The organism is Photobacterium sanguinicancri, assembly GCF_002265265.1.
GTDB lineage: Bacteria > Pseudomonadota > Gammaproteobacteria > Enterobacterales > Vibrionaceae > Photobacterium > Photobacterium sanguinicancri.
Genome location: NZ_NOIF01000020.1, coordinates 1 through 22,324 on the forward strand (window position 1 = coordinate 1; position 22,324 = coordinate 22,324).

General features: G+C 45.6%; 13 protein-coding genes and 1 pseudogene. 8 read left to right on the plus strand and 6 right to left on the minus strand.

Going from position 1 to position 22,324, the window contains the following annotated elements:
• Window positions 1-150: 150 nt before the first annotated feature.
• The 4 genes from pdhR to lpdA all read left to right on the plus strand — a co-directional run bounded on the left by pdhR (window position 151) and on the right by lpdA (window position 7,243).
• Window positions 151-924 (plus strand): pyruvate dehydrogenase complex transcriptional repressor PdhR, encoded by a 774-nt coding sequence (gene pdhR, locus ASV53_RS05260; protein WP_094956333.1) that lies wholly within the window; start codon window positions 151-153, stop codon window positions 922-924.
• Between the two features lie 138 nt (window positions 925-1,062).
• Window positions 1,063-3,741, plus strand: coding sequence for a pyruvate dehydrogenase (acetyl-transferring), homodimeric type (gene aceE / locus ASV53_RS05265; protein WP_094956334.1), 2,679 nt, complete (start codon window positions 1,063-1,065; stop codon window positions 3,739-3,741).
• Between the two features lie 13 nt (window positions 3,742-3,754).
• A complete protein-coding gene (gene aceF / locus ASV53_RS05270; RefSeq protein ID WP_094956335.1) occupies window positions 3,755-5,632 on the plus strand; it encodes a pyruvate dehydrogenase complex dihydrolipoyllysine-residue acetyltransferase in 1,878 nt (625 codons plus the stop codon).
• A gap of 183 nt (window positions 5,633-5,815) precedes the next feature.
• Window positions 5,816-7,243, plus strand: a complete 1,428-nt coding sequence (gene lpdA, locus ASV53_RS05275; RefSeq protein WP_094956336.1) for a dihydrolipoyl dehydrogenase — start codon at window positions 5,816-5,818, stop codon at window positions 7,241-7,243.
• Between the two features lie 125 nt (window positions 7,244-7,368).
• Here the strand turns inward: lpdA and aphA are convergent, their stop codons facing one another.
• From aphA to ASV53_RS05290, 3 genes and pseudogenes are all read right to left on the minus strand, one after another.
• Window positions 7,369-8,082, minus strand: a complete 714-nt coding sequence (aphA, locus tag ASV53_RS05280) for an acid phosphatase AphA (RefSeq protein WP_094956337.1) — start codon at window positions 8,080-8,082, stop codon at window positions 7,369-7,371.
• Window positions 8,083-8,327: 245 nt separating this feature from the next.
• A pseudogene (locus ASV53_RS05285) lies at window positions 8,328-10,122 on the minus strand (methyl-accepting chemotaxis protein).
• Window positions 10,123-10,336: 214 nt separating this feature from the next.
• Complete coding sequence (locus ASV53_RS05290) at window positions 10,337-12,253, minus strand: methyl-accepting chemotaxis protein (protein ID WP_094956338.1); 1,917 nt, start codon at window positions 12,251-12,253, stop codon at window positions 10,337-10,339.
• A gap of 51 nt (window positions 12,254-12,304) precedes the next feature.
• On the opposite strand from ASV53_RS05290, the gene ASV53_RS05295 reads away from it, so the two are divergent.
• Entirely contained in the window at window positions 12,305-14,617 is a 2,313-nt protein-coding gene (locus ASV53_RS05295) for a patatin-like phospholipase family protein (protein ID WP_094956339.1), read from the plus strand.
• A gap of 221 nt (window positions 14,618-14,838) precedes the next feature.
• Window positions 14,839-17,436: a bifunctional aconitate hydratase 2/2-methylisocitrate dehydratase gene (gene acnB / locus ASV53_RS05300; RefSeq protein ID WP_094956340.1), complete on the plus strand. Its 2,598-nt coding sequence runs from the start codon at window positions 14,839-14,841 to the stop codon at window positions 17,434-17,436.
• Between the two features lie 138 nt (window positions 17,437-17,574).
• Here acnB and ASV53_RS05305 read toward each other — a convergent pair whose 3' ends face one another.
• From ASV53_RS05305 to ASV53_RS05315, 3 genes are all read right to left on the minus strand, one after another.
• Window positions 17,575-18,717, minus strand: a complete 1,143-nt coding sequence (locus ASV53_RS05305; protein ID WP_094956341.1) for a glycerate kinase — start codon at window positions 18,715-18,717, stop codon at window positions 17,575-17,577.
• 13 nt (window positions 18,718-18,730) lie between these two features.
• Entirely contained in the window at window positions 18,731-19,996 is a 1,266-nt protein-coding gene (locus ASV53_RS05310; protein WP_062689689.1) for a GntP family permease, read from the minus strand.
• Between the two features lie 177 nt (window positions 19,997-20,173).
• Window positions 20,174-21,316: a sugar diacid recognition domain-containing protein gene (locus ASV53_RS05315; protein ID WP_094956342.1), complete on the minus strand. Its 1,143-nt coding sequence runs from the start codon at window positions 21,314-21,316 to the stop codon at window positions 20,174-20,176.
• 108 nt (window positions 21,317-21,424) lie between these two features.
• On the opposite strand from ASV53_RS05315, the gene ASV53_RS05320 reads away from it, so the two are divergent.
• Complete coding sequence (locus ASV53_RS05320) at window positions 21,425-21,793, plus strand: YacL family protein (protein ID WP_062689690.1); 369 nt, start codon at window positions 21,425-21,427, stop codon at window positions 21,791-21,793.
• Between the two features lie 188 nt (window positions 21,794-21,981).
• Window positions 21,982-22,320 (plus strand): P-II family nitrogen regulator, encoded by a 339-nt coding sequence (locus ASV53_RS05325; protein ID WP_062689692.1) that lies wholly within the window; start codon window positions 21,982-21,984, stop codon window positions 22,318-22,320.
• Window positions 22,321-22,324: the final 4 nt, after the last annotated feature.

Below are 22,324 nucleotides of genomic sequence, written 5' to 3' on the forward strand. Positions count from 1 at the left end.
CCCCTTTGTTCTATGATTTCAGTCAAGTCGCTGGTGGACATCCAAAAAAAATTCTGTAAACTTTCAACTAATTCGTAAATTGGTAATACCAATTACCCGCATAGCGGACTGGCCTGAAACGCGGTTAAGTATAAGAACGATAAAGATAAAATGACTTATAAACGCATTCGTCAACCTAAGCTCTCTGATGCTATCGAGCAGGAAATAGAGCGATTGATCCTTGAGGGTACCTTATCCCCAGGGCAGCAATTGCCACCTGAACGTGAATTAGCTAAGCAGTTTGATGTATCACGCCCGTCTGTTCGCGAAGCAATCCAGCGCTTAGAAGCGAAAAATCTACTGACTCGCCGCCAAGGTGGCGGCACATTTGTTACAGAAAAACTATGGCAGAGCTTTTCTGAACCCCTGTTAGATTTGTTGGCGGCGCACCCTGAAACTCAGCTAGATTTACTGGAAGCGCGCCATGCGCTGGAAGGACTGGCTGCTTACTACGCCGCATTGCGTGGTAATGAACAAGATTTTACTCGTATCCGTGACTGCCATACACGGATCCAAGAAGCTCAGCAGCAAGGTGATTTACCAGCAGAAGCTGCCGCGGTTATGCAATACCTGATTGCCGTTACTGAATCGGCACATAACGTGGTATTGCTTCATATCATCCGCAGCCTTGCCCCTATGCTAGAGCAAAACGTATTACAAAACTTTGAACTCCTAAATCGCCGCCCAGAGGTGGTCATGAAGGTGAGCAAACATCGAGCTGATATTGTGCAGGCGATTGTTTCTGGTGAGCCGATTAAGGCTCGTGAAGCATCGCACGCACATTTGGCTTACATCGAGGAAACATTGTTGGATTTATCGCGTGAAGATAGCAGACGTGAACGCTCTCTTCGTCGGATTCAACAACGCAAGGATGGGCTGGATTAATGCCTTCATAACTATAACGAAGGGTATTGACCAGTCGCGACAATATATCAGTCGTCATAACTATCTGATCTCACTAGAGTCGATAGTTATGATGATTGGTATTAAGTTTTGTAGATTATCAACGAAAGGATAGATCGCATGTCTGAAGTCATGAAGAATGACGTTGACGCACTTGAAACTCAAGAGTGGCTAGAAGCTCTTGAATCAGTCGTTCGTGAAGAAGGTGTAGAACGTGCACAGTACCTGCTAGAGCAAGTACTAGATAAAGCACGTTTAGACGGTGTAGATATGGCTACGGGCATTACTACTAACTACATCAATACGATCCCAGCAGCACAAGAACCTGCTTACCCAGGTGACACAACACTTGAGCGTCGTATTCGTTCCATCATCCGTTGGAACGCAATCATGATCGTACTACGTGCTTCTAAGAAAGATTTAGACCTAGGTGGCCACATGGCTTCTTACCAGTCTGCATCTGCATTCTACGAAGTATGTTTCAACCACTTCTTCCGTGCGCCAAACGAAGTAGATGGTGGCGATTTAGTTTACTACCAGGGCCACATCTCTCCAGGTATCTATTCTCGCGCATTTGTTGAAGGCCGCCTAACTGAAGAGCAGCTTGATAACTTCCGCCAAGAAGTTGATGGTAAAGGTATCCCTTCATACCCGCACCCTAAACTAATGCCTGAATTCTGGCAGTTCCCAACGGTATCTATGGGTCTAGGCCCTATCTCTGCTATCTACCAAGCACGTTTCCTTAAGTACCTTAACGGTCGTGGCTTGAAAGATACCTCTGCGCAACGTGTTTACGCGTTCTTGGGCGATGGTGAGATGGATGAACCAGAATCACGTGGTGCTATTTCTTTCGCTGCGCGTGAGAAACTAGACAACCTATGTTTCCTAATCAACTGTAACCTACAACGTCTTGATGGCCCTGTAATGGGTAACGGCAAGATCATTCAAGAGCTAGAAGGCCTATTTAAAGGTGCTGGCTGGAATGTGGTTAAAGTAGTTTGGGGTAACAACTGGGATGCGCTACTAGCGAAAGACACTACCGGTAAGCTTCTTCAGCTAATGAATGAAACTATCGATGGTGACTACCAGACATTCAAATCTAAAGATGGCGCTTACGTACGTGAGAACTTCTTTGGTAAGTACCCAGAAACAGCTGCACTAGTTGCAGACATGACTGATGACGAAATCTTCGCACTTAAGCGTGGTGGTCACGAGTCTTCTAAACTGTTTGCTGCGTTCAACAATGCAAAAGAAACAGACGGCAAGCCAACTGTAATCCTAGCTAAAACGGTTAAAGGTTACGGTATGGGTGAAGCCGCTGAAGGTAAGAACATCGCTCACGGCGTGAAGAAAATGGACATGACTCATGTTCTTCATCTACGCGATCGCCTAGGCCTACAAGACATCCTTTCAGATGAAAAAGTAGCTGAGCTACCATACCTGAAACTGGAAGAAGGTTCTGCAGAGTACAACTACCTGCACGCTCGTCGTAACGCACTACACGGTTACACGCCTAAGCGTTTACCTAACTTCACGCAAGAATTCAAAGTACCTGAGCTAGAAGACTTTGCTCCGCTACTGGGCGAGCAGAAGCGTGATATCTCTACCACTATGGCTTACGTTCGTACGCTAAACATCCTTCTTAAAGATAAGAATATTGGTAAGAACATTGTTCCTATCATTTGTGATGAAGCACGTACATTCGGTATGGAAGGTCTATTCCGTCAGGTTGGTATTTATAACCCACACGGTCAAGAATACACGCCAGAAGATCGCGGTGTAGTGTCTTACTACAAAGAAGCGACTTCAGGTCAGGTACTGCAAGAAGGTATCAACGAACTTGGTTCAATGGCATCTTGGGTTGCTGCTGCAACATCTTACAGCACCAACGATCTACCAATGATCCCATTCTACATCTACTACTCAATGTTCGGTTTCCAACGTGTTGGTGACATGGCATGGCTAGCAGGTGACCAACAAGCACGTGGCTTCCTATTGGGTGCTACTGCTGGTCGTACTACGCTAAATGGTGAAGGTCTTCAGCACGAAGATGGCCACTCACACATCATGGCGAACACAGTGCCTAACTGTATCTCTTACGACCCAACGTTTGCTTACGAGCTAGCGGTTATCATGCAAGACGGTATCCGTCGCATGTACGGTGAGAACCAAGAGAACGTTTACTACTACCTAACAGTAATGAACGAAAACTACGCAATGCCAGCAATGCCAGAAGGCGCTGAAGAAGGCATCCGTAAGGGTATCTACAAGCTAGAATCTTACGCAGGCACTGAGTCTGTAAAAGAGCGCAAAGTTCAGCTAATGAGCTCTGGTACTATCATGAATGAAGTACGTAAAGCAGCTCAAATCCTAAGCGACGACTACGGTGTTGCATCTGACGTTTACTCTGTAACTTCATTCAATGAACTTACTCGTGACGGCCAAGATGCTGAGCGTTACAACATGCTGCACCCAGAAGCTGATAAGAAAGTACCTTACATCACAACAGCGATGGGTACTGAGCCAGCAATCGCTGCGACGGATTACATGAAGAACTACGCAGAGCAAGTACGTGCATTCATGCCGTCTGAATCTTTCAAAGTTCTTGGTACTGATGGTTTCGGTCGTTCTGACAGCCGTGAGAACCTACGTCGTCACTTCGAAGTTAACGCAGGCTACGTAGTAGTTGCTGCACTGACTGAACTGGCTAACCGTGGTGATATTGAAAAATCAGTTGTTGCACAAGCAATTGCTAAATTCAACATCGACGCTGACAAGATCAACCCGCTATACGCGTAAGAGGCAATAAAACATGGCAATCGAAATTAATGTACCTGACATTGGTGCGGATGAGGTTGAAGTAACTGAGATTCTTGTTAGCGTTGGCGACAAGGTTGAAGAAGAGCAATCTCTGATCACTGTAGAAGGCGACAAGGCTTCTATGGAAGTACCAGCCTCTCAGGCGGGTATCGTTAAAGAAATCAAAATCGCAGAAGGCGACTCGGTTTCTACTGGCTCTCTTATCATGATCTTTGAAGCTGAAGGCGCAGCAGCACCAGCTCCTGTAGCTGAAGCGGCGGCACCTGTTGCAGTTCCAGTAGCGGCAGCAGCTGAACTGAAAGAAGTTCACGTACCGGATATCGGTGGCGACGAAGTAGAAGTTACTGAAATCATGGTAGCTATCGGCGACAGCATCGAAGAAGAGCAATCTCTTCTTACGGTTGAAGGCGATAAAGCATCAATGGAAGTACCGGCACCTTTCGCTGGTGTTCTAAAAGAAATTAAAATTGCAGCGGGCGACAAAGTATCTACTGGTTCTCTAGTAATGATCTTTGAAGTTGCTGGCTCTGGTGCACCTGTTGCTCCAGCAGCAGTTGAAGCGCCAGTCGCGGCAGCTCCAGCAGCATCTGCAGCAAAAGAAGTTAACGTACCAGACATCGGCGGTGATGAAGTAGAAGTTACTGAAATCATGGTTGCTGTTGGCGATACAGTGGAAGAAGAGCAATCTCTTATCACTGTTGAAGGTGACAAAGCTTCTATGGAAGTTCCAGCACCGTTCGCAGGTACAATTAAAGAAATCAAGATTGCAGCTGGCGACAAAGTGTCTACTGGCTCACTAATCATGGTCTTTGAAGTTGCGGGCGCAGCACCTGCTCCTGTTGCAGCAGCATCTGCTCCGGCAGCAGCTCCAGCTCCTGCGGCGGCACCTGCGAAAGCAGCGGCAGCACCAGCAGCAACGGGCGAGTTCGAAGCAAACAACGAGTACACACACGCGTCTCCAGTTGTTCGTCGTCTTGCACGTGAATTCGGTGTAAACCTTGCGAAAGTTAAAGGTACTGGCCGTAAGAACCGCATCCAAAAAGAAGATGTTCAAAACTTCGTTAAAGATGCACTTAAGCGTCTTGAGTCTGGTGCAGCTGCAGCAGGCAATGGCGACGGTTCTGCACTTGGTCTACTACCATGGCCAAAAGTTGATTTCAGCAAGTTTGGTGAAACTGAACTTCAGAAACTGTCTCGTATCAAGAAGATCTCTGGCGCTAACCTGCACCGTAACTGGGTAATGATCCCGCACGTTACACAGTGGGATAATGCAGATATCACAGCGTTAGAAGCATTCCGTAAAGAGCAGAATGCAATCGAAGCGAAGAAAGATACTGGCATGAAGATCACACCACTTGTGTTCATCATGAAAGCGGTTGCTAAAGCACTAGAAGCATTCCCAGCGTTTAACTCTTCTCTTTCTGATGACGGTGAAAACCTAATTCTTAAGAAATACGTGAACGTAGGTATCGCTGTTGATACGCCAAACGGCCTAGTTGTTCCTGTCTTTAAAGACGTGAACAAAAAAGGTATTTACGAGCTTTCTGAAGAGCTAATGGCTATTTCTAAGAAAGCACGTTCTGGCAAGCTAACTGCATCTGATATGCAAGGTGGCTGTTTCACTATCTCTAGCCTTGGTGGCTTAGGTGGTACTGCGTTCACGCCAATCGTGAATGCACCAGAAGTGGGTATCTTAGGTGTATCTAAGTCTGAAATGAAACCAGTATGGAATGGCAAGGATTTCGAACCTCGCCTAATGCTTCCTCTATCACTATCTTACGATCACCGTGTGATCGATGGTGCTGAAGGTGCACGTTTCATTACTTACCTAAATGGCTGTCTATCAGATATCCGCCGTTTAGTGCTTTAAGGTTTCAATCGCAACGTCCATGCCTGAAATGACAGGCATGGAATTGTTGTGCAGCTCACAGGCTATGGCAATTTACTTTTCAGTTTGTTAACACCTCTGTAAACTTGTTGGCTAACTGAAAGTAAAAGTAGAACATAAAAGAACATCGCCTGTTAGGGATATAAGACTTACAACGAGGTCATGATGAGTAAAGAAATTAAAGCTCAAGTAGTGGTATTGGGTTCAGGCCCTGCTGGTTACTCTGCTGCGTTTCGCTGCGCAGATTTAGGTCTGGACACAGTCCTAATCGAAAAATTCAACACCCTAGGTGGTGTATGTCTGAACGTGGGTTGTATCCCATCTAAAGCTCTACTTCACGTAGCGAAAGTTATCGAAGAAGCTAAAGCAATGGCTGAACACGGTGTTGTTTTCGGTGAGCCTCAGACTGATATCAACAAAATCCGCCTTTGGAAAGACAAAGTAATTACCCAACTAACTGGCGGTCTTGGCGGTATGGCTAAGATGCGTAAAGTTAACATCGTTAACGGTTACGGTAAATTTACTGGTCCTAATACGATTGTTGTGGAAGGCGCAGAAGGTCAAACGACTGTAAACTTCGACAACGCAATCATCGCTGCTGGTTCTCGTCCTATCGAGCTTCCGTTCATTCCGCATGAAGACCCACGTATCTGGGATTCAACTGACGCGCTTGAACTGAAAGAAGTACCAGAGAAGCTACTTGTTATGGGTGGCGGTATCATCGGCCTAGAAATGGGTACGGTTTACCACTCGCTGGGTTCTCAGATCGACGTTGTTGAAATGTTTGATCAAGTGATCCCTGCTGCAGATAAAGACATCATCAAAGTCTTCACTAAACGCATCAAGAAGAAATTCAACCTGATGCTAGAGACTAAAGTAACCGCTGTTGAAGCGAAAGAAGATGGTATCTACGTTTCAATGGAAGGCAAAAAAGCACCTGCTGAGCCTGTACGTTACGATGCAGTGCTTGTTGCTATCGGTCGTGTGCCAAACGGTAAACTTCTTGACGCTGAAAAAGCGGGCCTTGAAGTTGACGAGCGTGGCTTCATCAACGTTGATAAGCAAATGCGTACTAACGTACCGCACATTCATGCTATCGGTGATATCGTTGGTCAACCAATGCTTGCTCACAAAGGTGTGCATGAAGGTCACGTAGCGGCTGAAGTTATTTCTGGTAAGAAGCACTACTTCGATCCTAAAGTAATTCCTTCAATTGCCTACACTGAGCCAGAAGTTGCGTGGGTTGGTAAGACTGAGAAAGAAGCGAAAGCTGAAGGTCTAAACTACGAAGTGGCGACTTTCCCTTGGGCTGCTTCTGGTCGTGCAATCGCATCTGATTGTGCTGACGGTATGACGAAGATGATCTTCGACAAAGACACGCACCGTGTTATCGGTGGTGCTATCGTTGGTACTAACGGTGGTGAGCTACTAGGTGAAATCGGTCTAGCGATCGAGATGGGTTGTGATGCAGAAGATATCGCACTAACAATCCACGCGCACCCAACGCTACACGAATCAATCGGTCTAGCGGCTGAAGTATTTGAAGGCTCAATCACTGACCTTCCAAATGCAAAAGCAGTAAAGCGTAAGTAATTACCTCGCTGTTTATTGAATAAGAAAAAAGCGCCCCTTTAATGAAGAGGGCGCTTTTTTTGTATCTGATGCTTAGTCCTAAATATGCTTTAACCAGCAAAAATATTCAGTTACTTAGATAGATATTAGTACTGTGAGTCTTTAACGATCTTCTCACCATAGATGCCGTTTTGCGGTACTGGTTTGTAGCTAGAAGCCGAGTTACGCATGATACGGATCCCTTCAGCGCCTGCATTACGTGCTGAAATCACATCACCGTCTGAATCGCCGTAGTACATCTTAATGTTGTTGGCTTTAATGTACTTGGTCTTGGTGTATTCGGTTTTGCTTGAACCTGCAAAGATCACCTTATTCATTTTCTCAATGCCAAAGGTATCTTTTAGGTATTGAGTTGAAATTTCACACTTAGAGCCCGTACGGCCAGTGATGAAGAAAATGCTATCACCGCGTTTTTGGTGCATGGTGATCAGCTTCTGGCCCACATCTTTAGGTAGACTGAATTTTTCCCATTCACAGTTCATTTTATCCCAAAATTGCTGAGATTTTAGGTAGCTGTAACCATTCGGCGAGAATTGTTGCTGACCACGGTAAAAGCCTGGTGAGCTAAAAAGAACCGTATCATCAATATCAAAGCCGACGGCCATAGGCGGCTTGCCTTCAAGGCTTTTGGCGATATCTTCAACTGATACCCAATGAAGCTGTGCAGGTTCACCCTGCTGCATGATTTGAACTGAGCTAAAGCCTGCTTCGGTACCCGGTAATTTAGGGTCGGCAAACGCTGAACCTGATGCGAAAGCACAGGCGAGTAGGGAAGAGACGGCAATTGTAGTGAGTTTCATTGTTTTGTTTTTTAGTTATTGATCAAATTGAGATGTAAAACTACCCCTCTGTGACACATTAAAATCTAGCGAGAGTCACAAAATACTAACCGCGTAGCATAATGTTATTTTACCGTTTTCGCCTATTGACAGTCTTTGTTACTTACAAAGGTGTGATACGTAGTGAGTTGTTGCCCATTAATCGAGATGATAAAAAGGAGAGCCGAAGCTCTCCTGTTATTTGCATTGTCGTATTCAGGCTAATACTACAGCTTGAAGGTGCCCACCATGCTGTCTAGGCGCTGTGATAGAGCACGTAGCTCTTGGCTTGAATCTGCCAATTGCGCGGCAGTATCGGCGGTACGTTGGGTGGTTTCGTTGATCTCTTCAATATTGCAGTTAATGTCGTTAACTACGGTTGATTGCTCTTCCGTTGCGGTTGCAACTTGGGTGTTCATATCTGAAATCAGTGTAATGCGATCAGCAATGGATACTAGTGCTGCCGATGCCTCATCAGCAGCCGACACACCGTCAGAGGTCAGCTGGCGACTTTGTTGCATCGCGCTAACGGCATCGCTTGCTTCTTCTTGTAGGCGATTAATCATCGACTGAATTTCATTGGTTGAATCTGAGGTGCGGCTGGCTAAGTTTCGCACTTCATCGGCAACTACAGCAAAACCACGGCCTTGCTCGCCAGCACGTGCCGCTTCAATGGCCGCATTAAGCGCCAGTAGGTTGGTTTGCTCAGAGATGCCACGGATTGTATCGAGGATGCTGCCGATGGCTTGGGTGTTGTTAGCCAATGAACCAATGACATCGCTCACTTGTGCAACGTCATTAGATAATTGATTGATGGTATTGCGCGCCTGACCCACCACAGTTTGACCGTTCTGAGTTTCATTTTCGGCATTTTGAGCGGCATCAGCTGCTTGTGCGGCATTGCCTGCAATTTCGTTGACGGTTGCTCCCATTTGATTAATGGCAGTCACCACTTGGATAGTGCGGTCACGCTGGCTGTGGCTATTGTCGAGTGTCAGTTGTGCTTGTGAAGCGACAGCTTCTGCTGCACTACGCAATGCGTTACCTGTTTCTGCGACTTCGCGTACGGAAAGGTGAATCTTACTGATAAAGCCATTAAAGCCTTGTGATAGTTGAGCAATCTCGTCTTTACCTTCAACGTCAATTCGATGGCGTAAATCGCCTTCACCTTCTCCTAAGTCTTTAAAGGTGGCTGCAAGGTTAGATATTGGTCGAGTAATTGAGTTAGCCAGCCAAAGTGCGACAAGGGCAAACAGTGCTGCGATCACTAATGTCCATATCATGATCTGCTGGGTGGCTTTATCGAGTTCGGAGAAAATCTCTTGGTGTGGTACTTCAGCAACCACAAACCAATCCATTGAGGGAATGTAGCTGGTGGCGATAAGAATTTCTTTTCCGTCGTGGTCGACAGTCGCAAAGTTAAAATCAGTCTTATTGAGGAGCAGCTGACTCGCGCTGGCAGAATATTCAGATTGAAGTGTGGCTTTGCCTAATTTTTGGGTGTTTTTATGTAGGCGGAACGTACCTTGATTATCAACAAGGTAGATAAACCCTGTTTGCTCAAGGGTAAATTGGTTGATGAAGCTCACCATGCCGTTCATCGACTTTGATAAACCCGCTAGGCTACGTCCGTGTGGGCGCTGGTAGTTGAGGAACAGTTTTACTTCACGGTACACACTCAATGATTTTTCCTGACCACTCGCAACCAGTTTAGTAAACCAACCATTTTCACGGTGTTGACGAGACTCAGTGAAGCTATCCATCCAGTAAGTACCGGTATGGCGGTTAGCGATAGAGGCATCAATCAGCTGGTATTGCTGCTAATAAGATCGAGATTTCTTTATCTATGCTGCGATTAAATTGCATCAAGGTTGCAGGAAGCTCGGATTTTAGCAATCGCTGTTCAATCACCTGATGTGCTTGGCGTTGGCTAACAAAACCCACTAATGAGGTCGAGATTAAAATAGCAAAAATAAAGCTAAACGCTAACTTTTGCTTGATGGTTAACTGCTTAATATTCATTTGGTATGTTATTAGGATAGTGAGCAATTGCCATACATCATGTACCGACGTTTACCCTTGTTGAACGAGATGCTTCCTGCGTGACTGAGTTATATTCTGCTGAGTTAATTAATAGAACTGGTCTAGTTGCAATTTATTGCTTTTTTGGTTTGCCAGAGGCTAAAAAGGGAAAGCCGAAGCTTTCCCTTTACGTATTGTGTTACCGCGTTATCGCTTACAATTTAAAGGTTCCAACCATAGAATCTAGGCGCTGAGATAGTGCACGTAGTTCTTGGCTTGAATCTGCCAGTTCAGCTGCGGTATCTGCTGTACGTTGGGTTGTTTCATTAATTTCTTCAATGTTGCAGTTAATGTCGTTAACCACAGTTGATTGTTCTTCAGTTGCGGTAGCAACTTGGGTGTTCATATCTGAAATCAGTGTAATACGTTCAGCAATAGAGACGAGCGCACCAGATGCTTCGTCTGCAGCTGATACACCGTCTGACGTTAGCTGACGGCTTTGCTGCATGGCATTTACAGCGTTGCTGGCTTCTTCTTGTAGACGGTTAATCATTGACTGAATTTCGTCGGTAGAATCAGAGGTGCGACTTGCTAAGCTACGAACCTCATCGGCTACGACTGCAAAGCCACGGCCTTGCTCTCCTGCTCGAGCCGCTTCAATTGCAGCATTAAGTGCTAGCAAGTTGGTCTGCTCTGAAATGCCGCGAATGGTATCTAGGATGCTGCCAATCGCTTGAGTATTGTTAGCCAGAGAACCAATCACATCACTTACTTGTGCGACATCATTCGACAATTGGTTAATGCTGTTGCGGGCTTGACCAACGACGTCTTGGCCGTTTTGTGTTTCGCTTTCAGCATTCTGAGCTGCATCTGCGGCTTGTGCGGCATTACCTGCAATCTCGTTTACCGTTGCGCCCATTTCGTTAATCGCGGTAACAACTTGAATGGTTCGGTCGCGTTGGCTGTGGCTATTATCAAGTGTTAGTTGAGCTTGTGAAGCAACAGCTTCAGCGGCACTGCGCAATGAATTACCCGTTTCTGCTACTTCACGCACCGAATTATGGATTTTGCTGATGAAACTGTTAAAGCCAGCAGATAGCTGCGCGATCTCGTCTTTACCTTCAATGTCGATACGGTGACGTAAATCACCTTCACCTTCGCCAAGATCTTTAAATACAGCGGCAAGGTTGGCGATAGGGCGAGTTACTGAACTGGCTAAAACGATAGCAACAAAAATGAACAAAGCAGCGATACCTAATGTCCAAAGCATGATTTGTGTTGTTGCTTTGTCTAACTCCGAGAAAGCTTCATGTTTTGGCAGTTCAGCAACCACATACCAATCCATTGATGGAATGTAGCTTGTCGCGACTAAAGTGGCAGTGCCATTAATCTCGGTTTCAGTGATATTAATATCGTGTTTGCTTAGGATTTTGCGCGATACATTGGCACCATAGAGCTGGTCTAAACTGGTTTTACCCATTTTGCTGGTATCTTTATGCAGGCGAACCTGACCTTGTACATCAGCAAGGTATACAAAACCTGTTTGCTCTAGCTGGAAGCGGTTGATAAGGCTAACCATGTCATCAAGTGACTTTGATAGGCCAGCCATTCCTTTACCATTCAGTTGCTGGTAATTGATGAATAGTTTGACATCACCATTCTCTTCACGGAAGACATTGAGCATGCGAGCTTGGTTGCCAGATGTAAAGCCATAGAACCAGCCATCTTGCTGGTGATTCAAGCGGCGTAAAAAGCCATCTTGGTTCCAGTAATCGCCTGTAGAACGATTGGCTACAGATGCATCGAAAAGTTGATACTGATTTTTGGTGTCATTGAGCAACTGAATTAAATTTTGTTCTTGAGCATTGCTTTGGTCTGAATTATAAAACTCAAGAATAAAGCGATTTGTTGCTATTTGCTCAGCCGCTGATTGAAGCTGCGAGACTTCTTTATCAATGGCATTACGAATTTGCATTAAGGTTGCTGGTAACTCGGAGTTGAGTAATCGGTTTTCAACAACAGTGCGAGCTTGATTTTGACTAATAAACCCCACTAAGGCAGTAGAAGCCAGTACGGCGAGTACCATCGCAAAGATTAGCTTTTGTTTTATGGTTAAACTATTGAATTTCATAAGGCTTAGCTGTTTCTTTTATAGGAATTAGTAGAAGAGTAGAACACGAAGATGATAACGAGACTTTTCCCCGCTGCTATTCAGGCTCTACAGCCCAGTTGTTATCTGCCGCTAAAGAGGATTTCTTTAGTTTTATTTGCGTTATTTTGCAGTTTTATTCATTCCCCCGCTGTATTGGCGCAAGAACGTCTAAAAATAGGTGTTGTTCTTGGTGGCGGCGGGGCTAAAGGTGCTGCTCATATCGGTGTTTTGCGCGCGCTTGAAGAGATGCATATTCCTGTTGATTATATTGCAGGTACCAGCATGGGAGCCTATGTCGGTGGGCTATATGCGACAGGTATGAGCGCGAATGAAATTGAATCTTTCCTTGAGACCGTTGACTGGAACAATGGCTACAAAGATCGAGTCGAGCGAAGTGATCGACGAGTACGTGATAAGCAGAAAGAAGACCGTTTTCAAATTGGCACAGATGTTGGGTTTGATTTTTGGCAGCTGAAAGTGCCGAAAGGCTTTGTTCAAGGCCAAAATATGGCAAAGATACTGCGTGAAACATCAGGGAATATTGCCGCTAAAGAAAGCTTCGATTTGCTGCCAATCCCTTTTCGAGCGATGGCAACCGATATTGAAAATTTAACATCGGTCGAACTGAAAAGTGGCGATTTAGTCAGGGCTATGCAGGCGAGTATGTCGATCCCCGCGATTTTGCCGCCATTAGAGTTAGGTGAGCAGTTATTGGTTGATGGTGGTATCACCAATAACCTGCCCGTTTCTGTGGTGAAAGCCATGGGAGCCGACATTGTTATTGTGGTGGATATTAGTAACGACTTTAAAGGACGAGATGAATTAAAGAGTTATTTTGCGGTAATGGATCAGCTAACTGACTTTATGATCCGGAAAAACACTGAGCATCAGTTGAGTTTACTGACTGACAGCGATGTGTTGATTAAGCCCGATGTCCTCGGGATTTCAACGACAGATGTCACTAAAATGCCTGAGGCTAGTCAGCATGGTTATGACGCAACAATGGCGTTAGCACCACAATTGGCATCTTTAGGTAATAGCCGGGATTTTCAAACGTATATTGATAAAAAACAACGTCTTCGCCGTCAGTTAGAACGAGTGGATGATGTGCATGTCGATAGAATTGAACTCGTTAATGACAGCTACTATTCCGATCAAGTGCTTCTTAATCGCCTTAATTTGCAAGAAGGGCAAGAGCTTAATACCGAACAGTTGGAAGCCGGTATCAGCAGCCTCTATGCGCTGGATCGGTTTGAGCGTATTGATTATCACTTGGTCCAAGAAGGGGGACAGAATGTTGTGCAAGTCGATGTACGGGAAAAAAGCTGGGGCCCTAACTATATCGATTTACGATTCGCCCTCGAAGATGATTTTGATAACGTCACTAAGTATTCATTAGGGATTGGGTTCAATGTCACAGGGCTGAGTGAATCGGGTGCTGAGTGGCGAACGGAGCTTGAATTTGGCTCGGATAAGCGAGCGAGTACCGAGCTGTATCTCCCTTTCGTCGATGAACAAGAGTGGTTTGGCTTATTGGGGGCTGAGTACAGTGTAGAGCGCCGTAATGTGCCACTGAGCTTTATTAGTCCTGAGTTACCCGATGAGCGCTTTATTGATCCCGTAAACTATAACAGGTTGACCTTAGATGCATCGGTTGGCTGGCAACCGCAGTTATGGCAGGAGTTGAACTTAGGTTATCGTTATATTTCAGGTACAACAGAATTTGTAAACTTCCCAGAATCAGGCCGACAAAAGCGCCAAAGCTTACAGGGCTATACACGATTTAATTATGACACCCTTGATGATATCGCGATGCCAACACAGGGTAACTTGCTAATGTTAGAACTCGCAGTGTCTCGTGATGATTTGGAATTTGACGGTAACGGATCTTCTAAAGATGTATCGACCAGTATTGATTTAGTCTGGAAAGGTGCTTATACCATTGATCGCCATACTTTTGTGGGCAAAGGTGAATATGGAAGAATTGACTCTGACTCGCAATTCCCTTTAGACCCGAAAGAATTAGGGGGTTTTTTGAATTTATCAGGGGCACCGAAAGGCATTATTGCGGCAAAGAACAAAATATTTACAGCTGCCATCTATCGTTATCGCATTATGGATAATGACTTTGGTTTATTTAAATCGCCTGTCTACATCGGTGGCTCGGCAGAATGGGGTGGGGTGTACAACAGCACGAAATTATCGTTATCGGAAATACCGACCTATTTTGCTGGCAGTATTTTTACGGGAATTAGTACGCCTGCAGGGCCGTTAATTTTCGCTTATGGTAAAACAGAGCGTAATTACTCTTCATTTTATGTGCAATTTGGCGGTTCCTTCTAAAGTTATGCGTTGTTATTAATATATAGAAGTGTGAATGTTGTAAAAGATTGGTTGATTTTAAATTTACGTTAAAAGTGGTATGGTAAATAAACGGTTTTGGCCTCTTCTTGATGCATTTGAATCTGATAAGATTTATCTATATGCGATGTTCTGACAGGGGGGCCAATCACTTCCAAGGATGTTTAACCGCGAAGGTTGAACCGAAATAAGAGGAATATGTCGTGCTTGAAGCCTACCGTAAACACGTCGAAGAACGTGCTGCAGAAGGAGTTGTTCCTAAGCCTCTCGATGCTGAACAAGTTGCCGCTCTGGTTGAGTTACTAAAAAGCCCACCAGCGAGTGAAGAAGCTTTTCTGTTAGATCTACTTGAAAACCGTATTCCCCCAGGTGTAGATGAAGCTGCTTATGTCAAAGCGGGCTTTTTGGCTGCTTTAACGCAAGGCGAAGCATCGTCACCTATTGTTTCTGCTGAAAAAGCCGCTGAGCTGCTTGGCACAATGCAAGGTGGTTATAATATTGAACCCCTGATTGCATTGCTTGACGATGCTGCACTCGCACCCATAGCAGCTAAAGCACTTTCGCATACCTTACTGATGTTCGATGCATTTTACGATGTGGAAGAAAAGGCAAAAGCGGGTAACGTCATCGCACAGCAAGTTCTTCAGTCTTGGGCCGATGCCGAGTGGTTTTTATCTAAGCCAGAATTGGCAGAAAAAATCACATTGACCGTCTTTAAAGTGACGGGTGAAACCAACACTGATGATCTTTCTCCAGCTCCAGATGCGTGGTCTCGTCCAGATATTCCACTTCACGCCCTTGCGATGCTTAAAAATGAGCGCGAAGGAATTGAACCTGATCAGCACGGCGCAATTGGCCCGATCAAGCAAATTGAAGCACTCCAACAAAAAGGTCACCAACTGGTTTACGTTGGTGATGTTGTAGGAACAGGATCATCGCGTAAATCAGCCACTAACTCGGTACTTTGGTTCATGGGTGATGATATCCCGAATGTGCCAAACAAACGTGCCGGTGGCTATGTACTCGGTGGCAAAATTGCCCCTATCTTCTTCAATACCATGGAAGATGCAGGTGCACTGCCTATTGAAGTCGATGTTACTGCACTGAACATGGGTGATGTCATTGATGTTTACCCATTCAAAGGTGAAGTGCGTTTACATGGCAGCGAAGACATTATTTCTACATTTACTCTGAAAACTGATGTCTTGGTTGATGAAGTCCGTGCTGGTGGTCGAATCCCATTGATCATTGGTCGCGGCTTAACGGATCGTGCTCGCCAAGCGCTGGGCCTACCATCGTCTGACGTTTTCCGCCGCCCTGTCGCTGTGGCTGATACCGGCAAAGGCTATAGCCTTGCTCAAAAAATGGTGGGTAAAGCATGCGGTGTTGAAGGCGTTCGCCCTGGCACTTACTGTGAACCAAAAATGACCACGGTGGGATCGCAAGATACCACTGGCCCTATGACGCGTGATGAACTGAAAGATTTGGCCTGTCTAGGCTTCTCTGCTGAGCTGACAATGCAATCTTTCTGTCATACCTCGGCATACCCGAAACCGATTGATGTGAATACTCACCACACTTTGCCTGATTTTATTATGAATCGTGGTGGGGTATCGCTACGTCCGGGTGATGGCGTTATCCACTCATGGCTTAACCGTATGTTACTGCCTGATACTGTCGGTACTGGCGGTGACTCGCATACACGTTTCCCATTAGGTATTTCGTTCCCTGCTGGGTCCGGTTTGGTGGCATTTGCTGCTGCAACGGGTGTTATGCCGTTGGATATGCCAGAGTCCATCTTGGTGCGATTTAAAGGCGAGATGCAAGAAGGGATCACTCTGCGTGATCTGGTTCATGCCATTCCTTATTATGCAATCCAGGAAGGCCTATTAACGGTAGAGAAAGCCGGCAAGATCAATGAATTCTCTGGCCGCGTATTAGAAATCGAAGGTGTTGAGCACTTAACTGTTGAGCAAGCTTTCGAATTGTCTGACGCCTCAGCAGAGCGAAGTGCTGCGGGTTGTACTGTTAAGCTGTCACCTGAATCGATCACGGAATATTTAAGTTCTAACGTTGTCATGCTTAAGTGGATGATCGCCGAAGGTTATGGTGATCGCCGTACTATCGAGCGTCGAGTTTCAGCAATGGAAGCTTGGATTGCAAACCCTGAGCTGATGGAAGCCGATAAAGATGCAGAGTACGCACATGTCATTGAAATCGATTTAGCCGAGATCACTCAACCGATCCTTTGTGCGCCAAACGATCCTGATGATGCGCGTCTACTGTCTGATGTGCAAGGTACCGAAATTGATGAAGTCTTCATTGGTTCGTGTATGACTAACATTGGTCACTTCCGTGCAGCCGGTAAGTTACTTGAGAAGTTTGGTGGTCAACTAGATACGCGTTTGTGGATTGCTCCGCCAACCAAGATGGATAAAGATCAGCTTACCGAAGAAGGTTACTACGGTATCTTTGGCCGTGCAGGGGTGCGTATTGAAACCCCTGGTTGTTCATTGTGTATGGGTAACCAAGCGCGTGTTGCTGACAAAGCGACTGTTATCTCAACATCGACGCGTAACTTCCCTAACCGTTTAGGTACTGGGGCGAATGTTTACTTGTCATCAGCTGAACTGGCGGCGGTAGGTGCGATTATTGGCCGTATACCAACCATGGAAGAATACTTAGCGTATGCGAAGCAAATCGATGCGACAGCAGCCGATACATACCGCTACCTTAACTTCCATCGTATGGATCATTACACCAAGAAAGCCGATGACGTTATCGTACAGACGGCGGTGTAGTTAGCCAGTTAAGCGTTACTAGATAAAGCAAAGCCCTCATACTGAGGGCTTTTTTACATTGGAAGATCTTTGTCTTCTCTGTCTCTCTTTCACACGTCAGTGTTGGTTTACTTTTTTACGTTATACAATTTACTTCAATTATTTGTTCAGTAGCCCTAGTTTTAATACGCGCGCCACGTTCGCTGATGTTAGTTCCACGTTGACAGCGGCATCGCGTAAAGCCTCTTCTAGTGAAACAGAACGAGGTACAACGCTAAATACGGCATCAATACCGTGTTCATGCACCACATGACAATCGTTAGATAGGCAGCCCGCAATCCCCACTACTGGAATACCGAAGGCTTTCGCGCAGCGTGCAACACCAATCGGTGTCTTGCCATGAACAGTTTGGCTATCGATGCGACCTTCACCTGTAATAACTAAATCGGCACCGGCGAGTTGTGCTTTTAGATCAACCGCATCCATCACAATTTCAATGCCAGGGCGAAGGCTTGCAGAGAATAAACCAATTAACGCAGCGCCAAGGCCGCCTGCAGCGCCTGCTCCCGCGGTATCTTTTACATCATTACCCAGCTGTGTTTTGATGAGCTCGGCATAGTGCGCAAGGTTGGCATCTAATTGCTCAACCATTGATGGGCTAGCCCCTTTTTGTGGACCAAAAATATGTGACGCACCTTTAGGACCACACAGTGGGTTATCCACATCGCAAGCCACTTCTAGGTTGATCTTCGCTAACCGAGGATCGACGTTATCCATCTTGATGGTTGCGAGACGAGCAAGTGCACCACCGCCGTAGCCAATTTCTTTGCCTGAAGCATCTAGTAGTTGAACACCCAGAGCTTGGGCCATACCAATACCGCCATCATTGGTAGCGCTGCCACCAATTCCCACGATGATATGCTCAACCCCTTGATCTAATGCCGCGATGATTAATTCACCGGTACCGTAAGTGGTTGTTTGCAATGGGTTGCGTTGCTCATTGGGTACAAGGTGCAAACCTGATGCTGCTGCCATTTCGATTATTGCTGTTTTGCCATCGCCCATTAGGCCGTAAAACGCATCGACCTGTTCGCCTAAAGGCCCAGTTACACGGCACTCAATAATTGAACCCTGGGTTGCATCAACCAGTGATTGCACTGTGCCTTCACCACCGTCAGCCATTGGCAGTTTATGGTACTCAGCGTTAGGTAACACTTGACGGAAGCCAGCTTCAACAGCGATTGCTACTTCCATTGCCGATAGGCTTTCTTTGTATGAGTCGGGTGCGATAACAATTTTCATAATCTATAAGCCTTTAAACGAAGAAACCAAATACACCAAAGATGAGTGTTGAAACAACAGCTATCATCAAGCCCACTGCTGATTCATAAGGAATCAGTTTTAAACGTTCTTTAATATCCATGTGTACTGCACCGCCTGTCGCATGGAAGAAACTACCATGTGGCATGTGGTCCATAACGGTTGCACCGGCATGGATCATTGCAGCCCCAGCAAGTGCGGGTACACCAAGTTCTAAAATTGTGTGACTAAAGACACTGGCTGCCACGGCAGTACCTGCTGTGGTAGAGGCTGTCGCGAGTGACATCATGGCACCAGAGATAGGTGCAAGTAAGTAAGAGGGAAGACCTGAAGCCGTTAAGACATCGATTAACCCAGATTTTAAGCCCGAGTTCGCAATGATGCCTGCCAGAGTACCGGTACCCAGTAGCATGACAGCAACAGGTGCCATGCGGTTTAAACCTGACACTGCAAAGTGGTTAGTATCACGAAGGCGTCCCATAACTACTGCGCCAATCAGGCCACCAAGAGGTAGGGCAATCAGTGGGTCGACATTAATGCCAGCTAATGGACGCAGTGCCAGTAGCGCAATCGCAACCAGTGGTGCCACAATTGCTGCACCGAATTTAGGAAGGCGGCTATGGTCAACAGCGACCACTTCATGCTCTTGTACCTTGCTGCCTTTATTGACCAGTTTTTTCGCGATGAAGTAAGCGAAGATCATGCCGCACAGGCCAGGAATAACACCTGCAGCCATTACAGATGTTAGGGGCACATTGAAAGCATCAGCAGCTGCAATAGCATTGGGATTCGGTGACATCACGTTACCCGCTTTACCACCACCGACCATCGCCAGTAGAATCGCCATTTTTGATAAATCAGCACGACGGGCAATGGCCAATGCAATAGGAGCGACGGTAATAACGGCGACATCTACGAAGACCCCAACAGCGGTTAGGATCATTGTTGCGACTGCCAATGCCAGTAGTGCACGGGTTTCACCGACTTTTTTAACTATGGTTTCAGCGATAGAGGTAGCTGCGCCAGACTCAATCAGCACACCCGCTAGCACACCCGCCGCTAAAATACGTAGTACAGCAGTCACGATGCCTTGAGCACCACCAATCATTAATCCAACGGTGTCGGTAAGGGAAACACCACCGACGATACCACCAACAAGAGCACCAATGATCATGCCGTAAGCTGGCGGAACTTTACGTAAAATAAGTGTGATCGCGACAATCAGTGCTGAGAGTGCGCCAAGGGTGGATACTTCTACCATAACGATGCGTCCGTACAGAGGCGATTGGGTGCATACCCATCGCAAATTTTAATAAATAGAGGGAGGTTTGTAGGCGGCTACTCTAATCAGTCTGATCGTAATTAGCTTTGGGCAGGTGACCAAATTATCTAGCAGTAAAAACCTCGTATCTTGTGCAGCTGCACAAAATACGGTTTTTTAGCGGTTGTTTAGTACTGCAAGGTAAAGGTGGGTTTTGTCTTGTATGTTATTGATATTTAATGAAGTTAATTGTTCTATTTTTTCCATTCGGTATCTGAGCGTATTGCGATGAATATGGAGTTGTTGGCAGGTTTGAGCTAAATCACAATTTTGGATAAAAAATGTCTTTAAGGTTTTTAGCAGTACACCACGTGGGTCACAGTTTTTTAATTTTTGCAACGGAGCGCACAATTGCTCGTGTCGCCAAGGATCTTTTTTCAATCCTGAGAGCAACACTGGCAGCATGTAGTCTTGGTAAAACAAGATATTATTATCAGCAATGTCGGCATCGAGTGTTGCTTGTGCGGTGAGGTAAGATTTTGCCAGCCCTTGCAGAGAGGGGAAGTAGCCGCCTAGTGCAATTTTGATGGTAAAGCTGTTGTCTTGCGCGACCCGTCTCATTAATTTCTTGGCGCGCAGGAGTTCGGCTTCTTTCGACCAATCATCACCATCGATAGTGATGGGTTTGAGTACCACTACCTCATTGAGTGACACCGAGACAATACCGACCAGGTTATCGCGTTCAGGGTGCTCTAATAAATGAACAACTCTTTGTAAATGTTCAAGCGATAGTTGCTGGCCTTTTGAAGGGAAGACTTTAACGATGGCGGCAATGCGCGGTTGGGATAAGTCCAAATTAAGACGTTCAGCCATGGCGGTTAATTGACTTTCATTGAGTTTACTGCCATTGACCAACTGCAACACTAACTCTTCACGATGACGTTTATCCCATTGAATTTGTGCCATGAGCGCAGCTTGTTCAACAATAAGCTCAGCGGTCATTTTGACTAACTCACCGTAATTTCTTACCTCTTCAGGCTTCGCTGAAATACCGATAACGCCAATGACCCGATCATGGAATAAGATAGGAAGGTTGATCCCCGGTTTTACGCCTTTAAGTTGGTTTGCTGTAGCTTGGTTGATTTCTACAACACGGTTATCGTTGATCGCCAGAATCGCCCCTTCATGACGCTGATTGATGCGAGATCGATCGCCAGAACCAATAATGCGGCCTTGTTCGTCCATGACATTCACTGAGTAATGAATAATCTTCATGGTGCGCTCAACAATTTGACGAGCAATGGTGGCATTGAGTTGCATTCTTGTCTGATTTCCTGAAAATGTGCTCACGACAGTACCAATCTAATAGTGGCGTTGATTGGCGATACAGAAGCCACATTGTACGCATGGTTCAAGATGAGGATAGCTATGGATTACGAATTTAAAAAAAATACCTTAGATGGTAGCTATCATGCGGTATTTTCTATGGGTCATGAAGCCCTTGGCCGCTGGTTAATTGAAGAAGTAGGTAAAGACTTTACCAAAATGGATTCGGTATTGGCGCAAATTGGTGCATTGAAAAATAGTACCCAAGAATGGCGGTTGATTGGCGATGAGCTAACGTTGAGTCTGCAAGATCATGAAGCGTTGATTCAGGCTAACTTTTTGTTTTCAGAAGATGATGACGAATACGAAGAAGATCTTCACTTATACGATGAGGAAAGTATGTCGTTATGCGGATTTGAAGATTTCACGCTGGTATTAGAGGCATGGCGAGCGTTTGTGACCCGTTTTTGATCAACTAAGGTAAGATCGAGATACCTGCATAGTTTTAGTGAAAAAGCCGCACCTTTTTGGTGCGGCTTTTTTTATGTCTGTGGCTGGTGGTTTGTTAAGTGTTTGAAAGTTAACTGTAAAAAAAGTTGGCACGTTGATTGTTTATCTAACGTTGTACGCAGCAGCATTCAATGTTTAAGGAGTAAGCAATGAAACTAATTAATGCGATTATCAAGCCATTTAAACTTGACGATGTCCGTGAAGCGCTAGCCGATGTAGGTGTTGAGGGGATGACGGTTTCTGAGGTGAAAGGTTTTGGGCGCCAGAAAGGTCACACCGAATTATACCGGGGCGCAGAGTATCAAGTGGATTTTTTACCCAAGGTTAAGCTTGAAATTGCCACACAGGCTGAAAACTTAGATGCGATTGTTGAGGCGATAGCGAATGCTGCGCAAACCGGAAAAATCGGTGACGGTAAAATTTTCGTATACGACTTAAATCATGCGGTGCGTATTCGTACCGGTGAAACAGACACTGAAGCGCTTTAAATAG